We start from the raw sequence: 14784 nt of genomic DNA on the forward strand, positions 1-14784 counted from the left end.
AGATAAAGCTGTTAATATAAAACCTTAATTTATTGAGGTATTTATGACGTTAAAAATAGTAACTAAAATTATCCTTGCTGCAATTATAGTGTACGCAGCAATTTATCCTATGTTGAACCTGCCTACGAGCAGCATTACTACGACAGAAAAGAATAACCACCAACCTAATATTGTTAAAATATCTCCATTACCAGACTTTTCAACTTATGTAGATGTCAAAGAGAAAAAAGTCGCTTTTTTCTCTTACCTTACGCCTTATGTTGAGCAAATTAACCGTGAAATATCGTTACAACGTGACTTTATCAGCCGATTAGATAAATTTCCGCAATTTACTAAAGATGCTGAAAAACTAGTGAAAATTGCCAAAAAATTTAAAGTTGATATGGAACAAGACTTTCCAGAACTTAAACGCCAATTATTGTTAAGGGTAGATACTTTACCGATTGAACTCGTTCTGATGCAAGCGGCAAATGAAAGTGCTTGGGGCACATCTCGATTCGCTTTGACGGCGAATAACTTGTTTGGCCAATGGTGTTTCAGAAAAGGTTGCGGTGTGGTCCCAAGTGGACGTCCAGTAGGTAAAACATACGAAGTTAGAAAATTTAAACATCCAATCGACTCTGTTCGTGGTTATTACCATAACTTAAATACAGGTCATGCTTATGACTTACTTCGCGATTTACGAGCAAACTTGCGTAAAGAAAATAAACAGTTAGATCCTAATGTCATTGCCGATGGTTTATTGTCTTATTCAACACGTCGTGAAGCATACATTGCTGAATTAAAACAAATGATCAGAATCAATAGAAAATACATCAAAGGTAATTAATAAAAATGTTTAACATTATAATGGGTGCTCTTACTGGTTTATTATTGCTAAGTGGCGTTATATCTCCTTTTAATACTTATGCTGATAGCACCCAATTAGTCCTAAATTATGATGGATTTTTTGACCGTATGGACGACTTGGATGAGCCTGAATATCAAGATATAAAACTGGCGTTTTATTTCATGGATGTCAAAGGTAATGCTTGTCCGGTAAAAGCGGTAAGGTTACAAACACAACTAGCTAAAAAAGAAGTTTATCATTTAGCCAGTGGTGAAATTTTATTACCTTTTGACCATCAGTTAGATGCTGATAAGGCCGCCATCGTTATAGATAAAGTGGACTCACAACCTTGTGGTTTAGATATGCGTTTGGAAACCAGTATTTTATTTGAACAGAAAGTGGGGGTTGAGAAAGCGAAATCGTTAATTGGTACATTCGACCTAGCATTAAACGACCTAGCTGGCATGATGTCATTCACCTTACCTGATGTGGTTGGTATAACGTTTAAATCGAAAATAGGTGAAACATTAACGATCACTAATTTAGCAGCTGGACATTGTGAGTTAAATGCGTGCACATTAACCTTATCTGATTTAACTTTGTATCAAGAAACGATTAAATTTTCACATACCATCATGAAAGCCGTTCCTTATATTAAATAAGAAAGGTTACATGGATTTATAATAATTGAATTTCTATATCTTCATTTGGAACACTACAACAAGTTAAAATCTCGCCTTTTCTAACAAAGGCGAGTGGTTCGTTGATATATGTAATGGAACCAGATTTTAACTTACATCGACACGCCCCACAAAACCCTTCTTTGCAATGATATAGCACTTCAACTCCATTATTTTGTAACGAGTTTAACAAAGTAGAATCCGTGTTATTGAACTCAATCTCAGTTTCAATGACGTCATGGCGGTGAACAGTGACTTTAGTCATAGTTAATCTGTAATCTCGACTTGTCGATGAAAACTGACTTTAGTAAATAATTGAGGGCTGATTTGACAACAAGGCTGTATGAAGAGGATATGTATAACATTGTTATTTAACATATTAATAACTAGCCTTTGTTCTTATTGTTTTGGGCTTAAAATTTAACAACATACCTAATATAAACTCTGATTAAACACGTAAGTTGTCATTATTATGATAGAAAATATTATACCGTAATAGTGATAAATATTCACGTTAAGAGTAGGCGTTATTGGATAATATAACGCCTAATTGATGATTACTTTTGTGTTGGTATATGTATTAGTTTTTAATTAAATGCGCCAAACCTTCTCTTACAAAGTTTGGTAGCGCAAAGGCAGCAGTATGTATGCCTTTATTATAATATTTGAATGACAAACCACTTTCATCAACCTTAGATTCGTTAAAGTCAGTCATTGGGTTATATTTTTTAGACGCCAGTGTAAAACACCATAATCCACCAGGGTAGGTTAAATTACTGAAGCTATACATATAGGTTTGATCAAATACGTTATTCAAGACGGTTAACAAGGATTTTTGTATCTCTTTGCCATACCAAGGCGTTTCGCCTTGAGAAACAACCATACCGTCATCGGTTAAACAGTTGTTTACATCTTGATAAAATTCTTCACCAAATAACGGGGTAGCAGGCCCTATAGGGTCCGTACTATCTATGATGATCACATCAAATTTTTCGGTGGTTTCTTTAACAAACTGAACCCCGTCGCCAATGATTAAATTAATTCTATCATCGTCTAAAGCACTCGCCGTTAAAGGAATGAACTCTTTACAAGCATCGACAACCATGGCATCTATTTCGACCATAGTGCATTTTTCAACACCTGGGTGGCGGATAACTTCACGGGCAGTACCACCGTCGCCACCACCAATTACGAGTACATTTTTAGGGCTTGGATGAACAAATAATGGCACATGAGAGATCATGTCATGATATGCAAATTCATCACGTTCAGTGACCATGATCAAGCCATCATTTAGTAACATTTTACCGTGACCTTTGGTTTCAACAACATCGACAGTTTGAAACTCACTTTTGCCAGAGAAAAGTACTTTTTCTACTTTTAAACGAAGCCCTAAAAAGTCTTCAAATTTTTCTTCTACCCATAGATCAGAGTACATGGTTTTCTCCGTTGATATTTATTTTAACTGGTGCGGAAAATTCAGTAGAGGGTTTTAAATAATTACTAAATTTAACTTCATAACCGTTGGTTAATGTTTGTTGTATTTTACACGTAGCCTGATATTCAGCCGGAATAAATTTATTGACCTTATTTAGGTAATCAAATTCGTTATAGGTAAGAATATCGAATGATGCAGGGTCTAACACTGAGATTATCTGCGGACTGAGTGAAATTAGGTCAATGTTAGACTCAAAACTAACGTAACTGCTGGTTTCTTGAGGCGTAACATGAATCGTTAAATATTTATCATCTTTAATCGCATTTAACGAATATCCATAAGGGTCAAATACAAAGTCATCGATTGTAAAACCAGGGATCAGCTGGTCAAAGTTAAACAGCGTTCTTATTTGCTGTTTAGATAACCCTGTTGTAGAAAGTAGTTTTGAAGCTTTTTCACTAATTTGATAGGCCAAAAATTCGTAGGTCTTATCTTGTTGGTCAGCTTGAAAATCATTTTCATAATGGAAAATAAAATTATGGTGACCATCAAGGGCGCCAAAACGATAAGCTTGACCATCAATGTATTTAGCCAGAATTCTTAAATCATCGCCAAAACAACTAGGTTGGGCATGAGAAAAGTATTCGTTTTTACGCTGATATGTAACTTGTTTTAATATTGCTTTGTCATACTTTTGAATGAAGTATTCAATAGAATTGATAAGCTTAGTTTCACCACAGGTTAAGATTAAAAATCTGTCATCCCATACAAACAAGCTTGACTCAGATAACAGAAAGGCTTTGCAATATTTATTTTCAATAGAAGATAATATTTTTGCTTCACATTTATGTACTAACTCATGCCAATATTGGTTTGGAATATCGTTTAGTAGTGATAGTTTGTTACTATCTATTTGGATTTCGGCTTTTTTTTCAGCACCTTCAAAAAACAACGATAGAGTCTCCGCAAATTATTAGCTTATAGCTATTTAAGTTGGCGTATTCTACAAAAATTCTTATACATCACAATAAATGATCGAGTTTTTAGTAAAAAAAATTATAATGCCGGAATTCACAATTATAGAGTAATACCATTTAAACGATATGGTATGAAACGACATATTTTAAATTAGGCGTACTTATGGATCTAATAAAAGCAATTAACGTTGATCTTACTCCCGCAAATGTTGTGTTTGAGTGTTCACTAGAGCAAAGTGGTATTTTCAGAGATACGATTCATATTGTTGGTTTTGAATTTGATGGCACGGCTTGTTTCCGTAAGGGCACAAAAGATGGACCTAATGCCTTAAGAGAAGTATCCGATGGGATTGAATCGTATTCTCCTTATTTGGATGATGATATTGATGGGATTTCATTTGTTGATTTAGGTAATTTCAAACTGCTTAACTTAACAGAACAACCAGAGCTTGTTGATGCATCCTCAGAGTTTATTGAGTCATTATGGCAAAAGGGTACAGATGACTTTGTAGACTTGTTTTCAGATGTGAATTTACAGCAAGATAATGTAAAGGTACTTACTCTAGGCGGGGAACATTCTATTTCCTATGCACCTATTAAAACGTATTTAGACCAATATGATGACTTAACATTAATTCATTTAGATGCGCATGCGGATTTAAGAGATGGTTATCTAGGTTATCATTACTCCCACGCATCGATTATAAGACGGGTTGTTGATCACTTTGGTGCTGGTCATGAATTGATCCAATATGGTATACGCTCTGGGACTAAACAAGAATATGTTTGGATGGATGAAAACCAAACATTAATCAAAGATAGAACTTCATTTCTTAAAAAAATAGAAAGTATTCCAAGTGATAGACCAATCTATTTAACCTTAGATTTGGATTACTTTGACCCGAGTTACTTCCCGGGCACAGGCACACCTGAGCCAGGTGGTGAAGATTTTCACTCGTTCGTCAGTTTGTGTAAGATTTTAACGAATAAAAACTTTGTCGGTTGTGATGTAGTTGAATTGGCGCCCAATATTGATGCATCGGGTAATAGTGATGTATTTGCCGCTAAAGTCGTACGTGAACTTATTTTATGTTTAAACAATTCTGGTACATCAAATCATGCCTAACAAAAATACCGAAACATCAAATTGGAACTTTGAAGACTCTGAAAAGTTATACGGTGTTAGCCGTTGGAGTAAGGGGTATTTTTCTATCGGCGCTAATGGAGATTTATTAGCGACGCCTGATCATCATCAACCTAGTCTCACCATAAATATTCAAGAGATTGTTGAAGAAATGAATGAAACGGGTATTCAGTTTCCTGCGGTTATTCGTTTCCACGACATTCTCCGTTCACAGGTAGAGTCACTAAATCTTACTTTCCGAAATGTTATAAATGATGCCGACTACCAAGGGCAGTACTTTGGGGTATTCCCAATCAAAGTTAATCAAATGCGTGAAGTGGTAGAAGAGGTGGTTAGTGCGGGTAAACAGTTCAATTACGGTTTAGAAGCCGGCTCAAAACCAGAGTTAATGGCTGCACTTGCTTACAACACAAACAAGGAGTCTTTAACCATTCTAAATGGTTATAAAGATGAAGAGTATTTTAAGTTAGCTTTGTTGGGGCAACAGATTGGCCGTAAAATCATTATTGTAATTGAAAAATTTAATGAATTAAAAACCTTGGTGCGGATAGCGAAAGAGATGGGGGTTATGCCTATCGTAGGTTTACGCAGTAAGTTAATGGTGAAAGGCAGAGGAAAGTGGAAAAACTCAAGTGGCGAACGTGCTAAATTTGGTTTGAGTTATGTTGAAATGTTAAATGCGGTTGATTATTTAACAGAGCAGGGATTTGCTGATAGCGTCAAATTGTTGCATTTTCATATTGGAAGCCAATTAACTGATATTCGCTCTGTTAAAGACGCAATACAAGAAGCCTCCATGGTTTATATGAACTTAGCTAAATATGGTGTGCCATTATCTTATATTGACGTTGGTGGTGGATTAGCCGTTGATTATGATGGGAGTCAATCTACACATAACTCGTCATGTAATTATTCTACCGAAGAATACATTGTTGATATTGTTTATGGCATCAAACAAACGTGTGACTTGTATGATATTCCACACCCTAATATCGTCAGTGAAAGTGGCAGGGCGATCACAGCTCACCATTCTTGTGTTATTGCAAAAGTGATTGGCGAAATCAAACCCAACAGTACCAAGTTTGATACCAGTATTGAGCAAGATGAGCATATTTTAATCAGTAATTTGCGCGATATTACCCAAGAACTTAATTGCGAAAATTACCAAGAGATGTATAACGATTTAGTCTCTGTAAAAGCACAAACGGTCAGTGCTTTTAGTTTAGGCGTTCTTAGCTTAAAAGACATGGCTAAAATGGAGTCGTTATATTGGCAAACTCTGGAAAAGATCAATCAACATTTAATTGGCGAGGAATTTATTCCAGAACAGTTAATGGAGATACCCGCGTTATTATCGTCACAGTACTTAGTGAATTTCTCTGTGTTTCAATCAACCATAGATTCCTGGGCCATTAAACAAGTATTACCGATTGTGCCAATCAACCGTTTGTCAGAAAAACCTACCAAGATAGCAAGTTTAGTGGATATAACTTGTGATAGTGATGGCAAGATAGATCAGTTTATTGAATCTAATGGCTCGACAAATACATTGCCTCTACATCAACTAAACACAGGTGAAGATTATCATGTTGGCATATTTTTAACGGGCGCTTATCAAGACGTTATGGGCGACATGCATAACTTATTTGGCCGGTTAAATGAAGTACATATATATAGTTATGACGACGACCCTAAAGACTATTACATTGAAGAAGTCGTACATGGTTCAAATATGGGTGATGTTCTGTCCACTATGCAATATAGCTCTGAAATTCTAGCTAATAATATAAAAAAAGAGATTGATGTAAAAGTATCGCAAGGGTTAATCAAACCAAGGATGGGTGTTCAACTTACCGATTTTTATGAAGGTTGTTTAAGTAATTACACATATTTAGCAGACGATAAACACTAATCAAAATAGTAAAGTTAAATAATAGATATAAAAAAGGTGATTTCATTTCTGAAATCACCTTTTTTATTTATGTCTCGTAGCCCTAGCTCCTAACACGAAGCTCGCTACTCGAATCTCAATACTTATAGACTAAAGTTCAAAGTCGTCAAACGCACTAGCATCAACATCAGAATCAATTTGTCCAACTAAGTAAGAGCTAATTTCTGATTCTTGTGGTGCTACTTGAACGTTGTCAGATTCTAAATACTTATTCATCCAAGGAAGAGGATTGCTCTTAATGTCATACATGGCTGGAATGCCTATGGCTGACAAACGGTGATTAGCAATATACTCAACGTACTGGCATAATATTTCTTCATTTAGACCAATCATAGAACCGTCTTTGAACAAGTATTTTGCCCATTCTTTTTCTTGGTCAACAGCATTAACAAAGATTTGTTTCGCTTCTTGGAAGCACTCAATGCTGATCTCTTGCATTTCAGGATCATCTTGCCCATCTGCCCACAAGTTTATTATGTGTTGAGTTGAGGTTAAATGTAAGTTCTCATCACGAGCTATCAAACGAATGATCTTAGAATTACCTTCCATGATTTCACGTTCAGCAAATGCAAAGGTACAAGCAAAACTGACGTAAAAACGAATCGCTTCTAATGCGTTAATTGAGTTTACCGCTAAATAAAGTTTCTTTTTAAGCTCTCTAAGTGTGATGTTGTAAGTAACACCATCAACCACATGTTCACCAAGGCCTTGTGTTTGATATAACTGAGTACAGAAAATTAAGTCATCGTAGTATTTAGAAATGTCAGAAGCACGTTTTAATATCTCTTCGTTTCTAACGATGTCATCAAATACTTCACTTGGGTCAGTAAATAAGTTTCTTAATATATGGGTATATGAACGAGAGTGAATCGTTTCACTGAAAGACCATGTTTCAATCCACGTTTCTAGTTCAGGCAATGACGTAATTGGCAATAACGCAACGTTAGGGCTTCGGCCTTGAATTGAATCTAATAACGTTTGGTACTTTAAGTTTGAAATAAAAATATGTTTTTCGCTGTCTGTCATTGACTGAAAATCAGCACGGTCTTTACTAACATCAATTTCTTCTGGACGCCAAAAGAATGAAAGTTGTTTTTCTATTAACTTTTCAAAAATGCTGTGACGTTGTTGATCGTATCGAGCTACATTTACTGGTTGACCAAAAAACATAGGTTCTTTTAACGCATCGACGATAGTTTGATTAAACGTGGTGTATTTCATATTTTTTTATTCTCTAATTCTTTAGTTATCCACGGTAATGATACCGTGGATACATATTCCCTGACTAAATTTTACAAGCGCCGCCTTCACAATCGTCATCTTCTTCGATAACAACTGTGGTTGGATTAGCAGCCGTAGCCTCTGATTTACCACCAGTACTGATACCAGCTTGGTCTCGTGTATTATGGTAATACAAAGTTTTTAAACCGTATTTATAGGCTGTTAACAAGTCTTTTAACAGCTGTTGCATAGGCACTCTGTTCTCAGGGTATTTTGTTGGGTCATAGTTAGTATTCGCCGAAATCGTTTGGTCGATAAACTTCTGCATAATACCGCACAACTGTAAGTAACCTTCGTTACTAGTAATATCCCACAATAATTCATATTGATTACGTAAACGGCCAAGTTCAGGAACTACTTGTTTTAATACGCCATCTTTACTTGATTTAACCGAAATCAATCCACGTGGTGGCTCGACACCATTTGTCGCATTCGATATCTGAGATGACGTCTCAGAAGGCATTAATGCTGACAATGTAGAGTTACGTAATCCATGTTTAACAATGTCAGTACGTAATGTTTCCCAATCTAAATGTAAAGGTTCATCACAATAACCATCAACAGACTTCTTATAAGTGTCAATTGGTAATAAACCTTGAGCGTAAGTTGTCTCGTTAAATTTAGGGCAAGCACCACGCTCTTGCGCTAAGTCGTTTGATGCTTTTAATAAGTAAAATTGAATCGCTTCAAAGGTACGGTGAATTAAGTTGTTGCCACTACCGTCTGAGTATTTAGCACCATTTTTTGCAAGATAATAAGCAAAGTTAATAACACCAACACCTAATGTTCTGCGTCCCATTGTTGCGTTGAACGCAGCGGGAACCGGATAATCTTGGTAATCTAATAAGTTATCTAAGGCTCTTACCGCTAATTGTGCTAACTCTTCAAGTTCATCCAAAGATTCTATCGCACCTAAATTGAAGGCAGATAATGTACAAAGAGCAATTTCACCTTCTTCGTCATTTACATTCTGTAAAGGCTTAGTTGGTAGAGCAATCTCTAAACATAAGTTACTTTGGCGTACTGGGGCAAACTCAGGATTAAATGGACTGTGTGTATTACAGTGATCAACATTTTGTAAGTAAATACGACCTGTACTTGCACGTTCGTTTAAGAATAAAGTAAATAATTCAACGGCTTTAATACGTTTCTTACGAATACTTTCATCTTGTTCGTATTTTACGTATAGCTCTTCAAATAGGTCTTGGTCAGCAAAATAAGCATCGTACAAACCTGGTACGTCAGAAGGGCTGAATAAAGTAATGTATTCGTCTTTAATTAAGCGTTGGTACATAGTTCGGTTGAACTGCACACCATAATCTAAATGACGAACGCGGTTTTCTTCAACACCACGGTTATTTTTTAGAACAAGTAATGATTCTACTTCTAAATGCCATAAAGGGTAAAAGAGTGTAGCAGCACCACCACGAACACCACCTTGAGAACAGCTTTTAACAGCCGTTTGGAAATGTTTGTAAAAAGGAATACAACCTGTATGGAATGCTTCACCGTTACGGATTGCACTACCTAGAGCACGAATTCTACCGGCATTAATACCGATACCTGCACGTTGGCTTACGTATTTTACTATGGCAGAAGTTGTCGCATTAATTGAATCTAAGTTATCGCCAGCTTCTATTAATACACAAGAACTAAATTGACGAGTAGGAGTACGGACGCCCGCCATAATAGGAGTTGGTAACGATATTTTGAATTTAGACGTCGCATCATAAAAACGCTGAATGTAATCTAAGCGTGTTTCTTTTGGGTATTTGGCGAATAAACAAGCCGCAACTAACACATATAAAAATTGAGCACTTTCATATATTTTACCGGTTACGCGGTTTTGTACTAAATACTTACCTTCTAGTTGCTTAACAGCGGCATAACTAAAGTCTAAATCTCGTGAGTGGACAATAAATTTATCTATTTCATCAAATTCAGCTTCAGTGAAGTCTTCTAACAAATGTTCATCGTAACGTTTGTCTGCGACCATTGCTTTTACGTGATTGTACAAACGTGGTGGCTCAAATTGGCCATACGCTTTTTTACGTAAATGGAATACAGCTAAACGCGCTGATAAATATTGGTAATCTGGCGTTTGTTCAGAGATCAGATCCGCCGCAGCTTTTATGATCGTTTCGTGAATATCTTCAGTTTTGATACCATCATAGAACTGAATATGAGATTTGATTTCAACCTCAGATACAGAAACGTTATCTAAACCCTTGGCTGCCCAAGTGATAACGCGATGGATTTTATCTAGATCAAGAGGTTCTTTAACTCCATCTCTTTTACTAACAGATAGGTTCTGATTCATCTGGCCAGTTTATCCTTTATTTTTATTATTTGCGCACGACTTTAATATCGTTTTTTGTTGACAACTATATGTAGGGGTGTTTTTGATTAAAAACACATCATGTAGTGCCTAACTTGTTTGTTAGGCACAAGATAGAGTGTATGAGGTGTGAATGCAAGCTCAAATTTCGCTTCAATATTGAGCATTAATTGGTATTGTAAGTAGCTCCTAACGCTACACAATAAAGTGTAAATACGAGCTAAAAAAATCTACATTTTATTGAAAAAAAGTCCATTTTATAAATTATTTTTTTCTCACGTACTGAATTAAAAAGTGAGCAGTCAAGTAAAAAACAATGGAAATCTTATATTAAAATCTTATTGATCTAACTTTTCAAAATATAAAATGTAATTTACATCGATGTTAGGTTTTAAGGTGAACTGTTCATTTAATGGATTGTAATGTAATCCAATTGCATCCCTGATTTTTAAACCGTAACGTTCGGCCCACTGAATAAGTTGTGCCGGTTTTATGAACTTTTCAAATTCATGTGTGCCTTTGGGTACTAACTTCAATACTTTTTCAGCACCAACGATGGCTAATAAGTAACTTATAGCGGTTTTATTTAAGGTTGAGAAAAAGACACGCCCCCCTGGTTTACATGCATTTGCGGCGGCACAAATGATTGATTCTGGGTCTGGAACGTGTTCCAACATTTCCATGCAAGTAACAATATCAAACTGTTGATAATGTTGTTGGCTAAAGTCTTCTGCGTTGATGTTTTGATATCTTACGTTTGTCACTCCAGCTTCTAATGCATGAAGTTTGGCAACATCTAAAGAATCTTGTGCTAAATCGATACCGACAACATTAGCAGACAATTTAGCTAAACTTTCAGCCAAAATACCACCGCCACAACCAATATCTAGCAATTCTTTATGGGCTACTGAGCCTGCCATTTGTTGAATATAAGACACTCTTACAGGGTTTAATTTATGTAATGGTTTGAAGCTACCTTCCATATCCCACCATGAAGCCGCAATGGAATTAAATTTGTCAATTTCGTTGGAATCGACATTGGTGTTTTCACTCAGATCAGAACTCATAAATTTTGTGCCACTTATATAAGGTAATTAATGTGATTATATGAGTCATAAAAAAATAAAGATAGATGAAATAAAAGTGATTGTTCAATTAAAACGCAAATACAGTGGTCACAAAGGGCGAATAAACAATTTTTAATCATTTTGCATAGGGTAGCCAATAAAGACGCTGAAATTGCACTAGCGTGACGATACGAATGTGTTACAATCGCGAGCAAGATCCATACTAATAAAAACTTACTTTAAGTAGTTGCAGGGAATAGTGCGTTTATGACAGATCATACTGATAATATTAGTCCTATTAATATTGAAGAAGAATTAAAAACCAGTTACCTAGATTATGCCATGAGTGTAATCGTTGGCCGTGCGTTACCAGACGTACGAGATGGATTAAAACCAGTTCATCGTCGCGTATTATTTGCGATGAACGAATTAAAAAATGACTGGAACAAACCTTATAAGAAATCTGCACGTGTAGTTGGTGACGTTATTGGTAAATATCACCCACATGGCGATAGTGCGGTATACGATACCATTGTACGTATGGCACAGCCTTTTTCATTACGTTATACATTAGTAGATGGTCAAGGTAACTTCGGTTCAGTTGACGGTGATTCTGCAGCAGCCATGCGTTATACCGAAATTCGTATGGAAAAGTTAGCTCATGAATTGTTAGCTGATTTAGAAAAAGAAACGGTAGATTTTGTTCCAAACTACGATGGTCAAGAACACATTCCAGTTGTTTTACCAACAAAAGTGCCTAACTTATTAGTTAATGGTTCTTCTGGTATCGCTGTTGGTATGGCGACAAACATTCCGCCACATTCATTACGCGAAGTTATTGACGGCACACTTGCTTTGTCACATAACGAAGATATTACTGTTGAAGAGTTGATGGAGCATATACCTGGTCCTGATTTTCCAACAGGCGCGATCATCAATGGCCGTAAAGGTATTATAGATGCTTATAATACCGGTCGCGGTAAAGTATATATCCGTGCACAAGCCACTATCGAAACTGATGAAGCGAATGGTAAAGACACCATTATTGTTACTGAAATTCCTTATCAAGTTAACAAAGCAAGATTGATCGAGAAAATTGCTGAGTTAGTTAAAGATAAAAAAGTAGAAGGCATTACGGCATTACGTGACGAGTCTGATAAAGACGGTATGCGTATTGTTATAGAAATCAAACGTGGTGAACCGTCAGAAGTTATTTTAAACCAATTATATTCATTGACTCAGTTACAGACTGTGTTTGGTATGAATATGGTTGCATTAACACATGGTCAGCCAAAAATTCACACGTTAAAAGAAATGCTTGAAGCATTTTTATCTCACCGTCGTGAAGTTGTTACCCGTCGTACGGTATTTGATCTCCGTAAAGCGCGTGACCGTGCCCATATATTAGAAGCATTAGCAATTGCGTTGGTGAACATAGATCCAATCATTGCATTAATCAAAGATTCTCCAACACCAGCTGAAGCAAAAGTTAAGTTAGTTGCGCAAGGTTGGCCTTTAGGGAATGTTGCAGCCATGCTTGAAAAAGCAGGGGAAGACTCAGCACGTCCAGAGTGGTTAGAGCCCGAGTTTGGTATTCGTGATGGTGTCTATTATATGACTGAGCAACAAGCTCAAGCCATCTTAGAGTTGCGTTTACACAGATTAACAGGTCTAGAACATGAGAAAATACTTGCTGAATACGGTGAGATCTTAGAGCTAATTGCTGAACTGTTATACATTTTAGGTAGCCCAGAACGATTAATGGAAGTTATTCGTGAAGAGTTAGCCGTGATACGTGAAACATATGGTGATGAACGTTGTACTGAAATACGCGATGCATCACACGATATAAACCTTGAAGATCTTATTAATGAAGAAGATGTTGTGGTAACACTTTCTCACGAAGGTTACTGTAAATATCAACCGTTAACTGATTACCAAGCACAACGTCGTGGTGGTCGTGGTAAATCTGCGACTAAGATGAAAGATGAAGATTTCATTGAAAAACTCTTAGTGGCCAACACCCATGACACTATTCTATGTTTCTCTGATAAAGGTCGTATGTATTGGTTGAAAGTATACCAATTACCTTTAGCCAGCAGACAGTCTCGTGGTCGTCCAATCATCAATTTATTGCCTTTAGATGCTGATGAGAAGATCACTACTATTTTACCTGTACAAGAATATGAAGCTGATAAGTTTGTATTTATGGCAACAGCCAACGGTACGGTTAAGAAAACAGCGTTAACAGAATATTCTCGTCCACGAGCTAACGGTATTATTGCCGTAGGTCTTAACGACGGTGATAAACTGATTGGTGCATCTATTACCAATGGTGAGAATGAAATCATGTTGTTCTCACAAAACGGTAAAGTGGTTCGATTCCATGAAAGCCAAGTTCGTTCTATGGGACGTACTGCAACGGGTGTTCGTGGTATCAAATTAACTGAAGACGCTAAAGTAGTATCGTTAATTGTTCCAGACGCTGAAGGTAATATCTTAACCGTTACTGAAAATGGCTTTGGTAAACGTACTCCTCAAGCGGATTACCCAGCTAAGAGCCGTGCAACACAGGGTGTTGTATCAATTAAAGTTAGTGAAAGAAATGGATTGGTTGTTGGTGCAACACAAGTTGCAGATAATCATGAAATTATGATCATTAGTGATAAAGGTACCTTAGTTCGTACTAAAGTTGATGAAGTTTCAGTTGTTGGTCGAAATACACAAGGTGTACGTTTGATCAGAACAATTGAAGGTGAAAACGTTGTCGCTCTAGCACGTATTGAAGAGATTGAAGAAGACGAAACATTATTATTGGATGAAGATGGTAATGTTATTGAACCTGAAGTTGTTGCTGGTGATGTAGAAGGTGAAGAGGTTGTTACACCTTCAGAAACTGACTCTATAGAACTAGAAGACGACACTAACAATGAAAGCGATGAAAGTTAATTAAACGCTTAACATGATAAAGAGGCTCTACGGAGCCTTTTTTTGTGCCTGTTTATTAACCACTTCAAGATGGAATAACAATCAAATTTAATCTTTACTAAAATTAATGACAAAGTTGCATAAATATCAA

General features: G+C 36.4%; 11 protein-coding genes. 5 read left to right on the top strand and 6 right to left on the bottom strand.

From position 1 onward, the window contains the following. Window positions 1-43 precede the first annotated feature (43 nt). Together RT723_RS01180 and RT723_RS01185 are read left to right on the top strand one after the other, a co-directional pair. Window positions 44-829 (top strand): glucosaminidase domain-containing protein, encoded by a 786-nt coding sequence (locus RT723_RS01180; protein WP_315945556.1) that lies wholly within the window; start codon window positions 44-46, stop codon window positions 827-829. A gap of 5 nt (window positions 830-834) precedes the next feature. Beyond that, window positions 835-1491, top strand: a complete 657-nt coding sequence (locus RT723_RS01185; protein WP_315945557.1) for a DUF2987 domain-containing protein — start codon at window positions 835-837, stop codon at window positions 1489-1491. A 16-nt stretch (window positions 1492-1507) separates the two neighbouring features. Here RT723_RS01185 and yfaE read toward each other — a convergent pair whose 3' ends face one another. From yfaE to RT723_RS01200, 3 genes are all read right to left on the bottom strand, one after another. Beyond that, window positions 1508-1774, bottom strand: a complete 267-nt coding sequence (gene yfaE / locus RT723_RS01190; protein WP_216055666.1) for a class I ribonucleotide reductase maintenance protein YfaE — start codon at window positions 1772-1774, stop codon at window positions 1508-1510. A 315-nt stretch (window positions 1775-2089) separates the two neighbouring features. After that, entirely contained in the window at window positions 2090-2947 is an 858-nt protein-coding gene (gene speE, locus RT723_RS01195) for a polyamine aminopropyltransferase (RefSeq protein ID WP_315945558.1), read from the bottom strand. Beyond that, window positions 2937-3899 (bottom strand): adenosylmethionine decarboxylase, encoded by a 963-nt coding sequence (locus RT723_RS01200; protein ID WP_315945559.1) that lies wholly within the window; start codon window positions 3897-3899, stop codon window positions 2937-2939. The genes speE and RT723_RS01200 overlap by 11 nt, the downstream gene beginning before the upstream one ends. A gap of 188 nt (window positions 3900-4087) precedes the next feature. On the opposite strand from RT723_RS01200, the gene speB reads away from it, so the two are divergent. Together speB and speA are read left to right on the top strand one after the other, a co-directional pair. Beyond that, window positions 4088-5050, top strand: a complete 963-nt coding sequence (gene speB / locus RT723_RS01205; protein ID WP_315945560.1) for an agmatinase — start codon at window positions 4088-4090, stop codon at window positions 5048-5050. After that, window positions 5043-6980 (top strand): biosynthetic arginine decarboxylase, encoded by a 1938-nt coding sequence (gene speA / locus RT723_RS01210; protein WP_315945561.1) that lies wholly within the window; start codon window positions 5043-5045, stop codon window positions 6978-6980. Before speB ends, speA begins: the two co-directional genes overlap by 8 nt. Before the next feature lie 129 nt (window positions 6981-7109). Here the strand turns inward: speA and nrdB are convergent, their stop codons facing one another. The 3 genes from nrdB to ubiG form a co-directional block, all read right to left on the bottom strand. After that, window positions 7110-8240 carry a class Ia ribonucleoside-diphosphate reductase subunit beta gene (gene nrdB / locus RT723_RS01215; RefSeq protein WP_216055671.1) on the bottom strand — a complete coding sequence of 377 codons (1131 nt, stop codon included), beginning with the start codon at window positions 8238-8240 and terminating at the stop codon, window positions 7110-7112. A gap of 64 nt (window positions 8241-8304) precedes the next feature. Next, entirely contained in the window at window positions 8305-10620 is a 2316-nt protein-coding gene (gene nrdA / locus RT723_RS01220; RefSeq protein WP_315945562.1) for a class 1a ribonucleoside-diphosphate reductase subunit alpha, read from the bottom strand. A 356-nt stretch (window positions 10621-10976) separates the two neighbouring features. After that, window positions 10977-11693: a bifunctional 2-polyprenyl-6-hydroxyphenol methylase/3-demethylubiquinol 3-O-methyltransferase UbiG gene (ubiG, locus tag RT723_RS01225; RefSeq protein ID WP_315945831.1), complete on the bottom strand. Its 717-nt coding sequence runs from the start codon at window positions 11691-11693 to the stop codon at window positions 10977-10979. A 279-nt stretch (window positions 11694-11972) separates the two neighbouring features. Here ubiG and gyrA point away from each other — a divergent pair, with 279 nt between their 5' ends. Further along, window positions 11973-14654: a DNA gyrase subunit A gene (gyrA, locus tag RT723_RS01230; RefSeq protein ID WP_315945563.1), complete on the top strand. Its 2682-nt coding sequence runs from the start codon at window positions 11973-11975 to the stop codon at window positions 14652-14654. The last annotated feature ends 130 nt before the right edge of the window (window positions 14655-14784 follow it).

The organism is Psychrosphaera aquimarina (assembly GCF_032461525.1).
GTDB classification, from domain to species: Bacteria; Pseudomonadota; Gammaproteobacteria; order Enterobacterales; family Alteromonadaceae; genus Psychrosphaera; species Psychrosphaera aquimarina.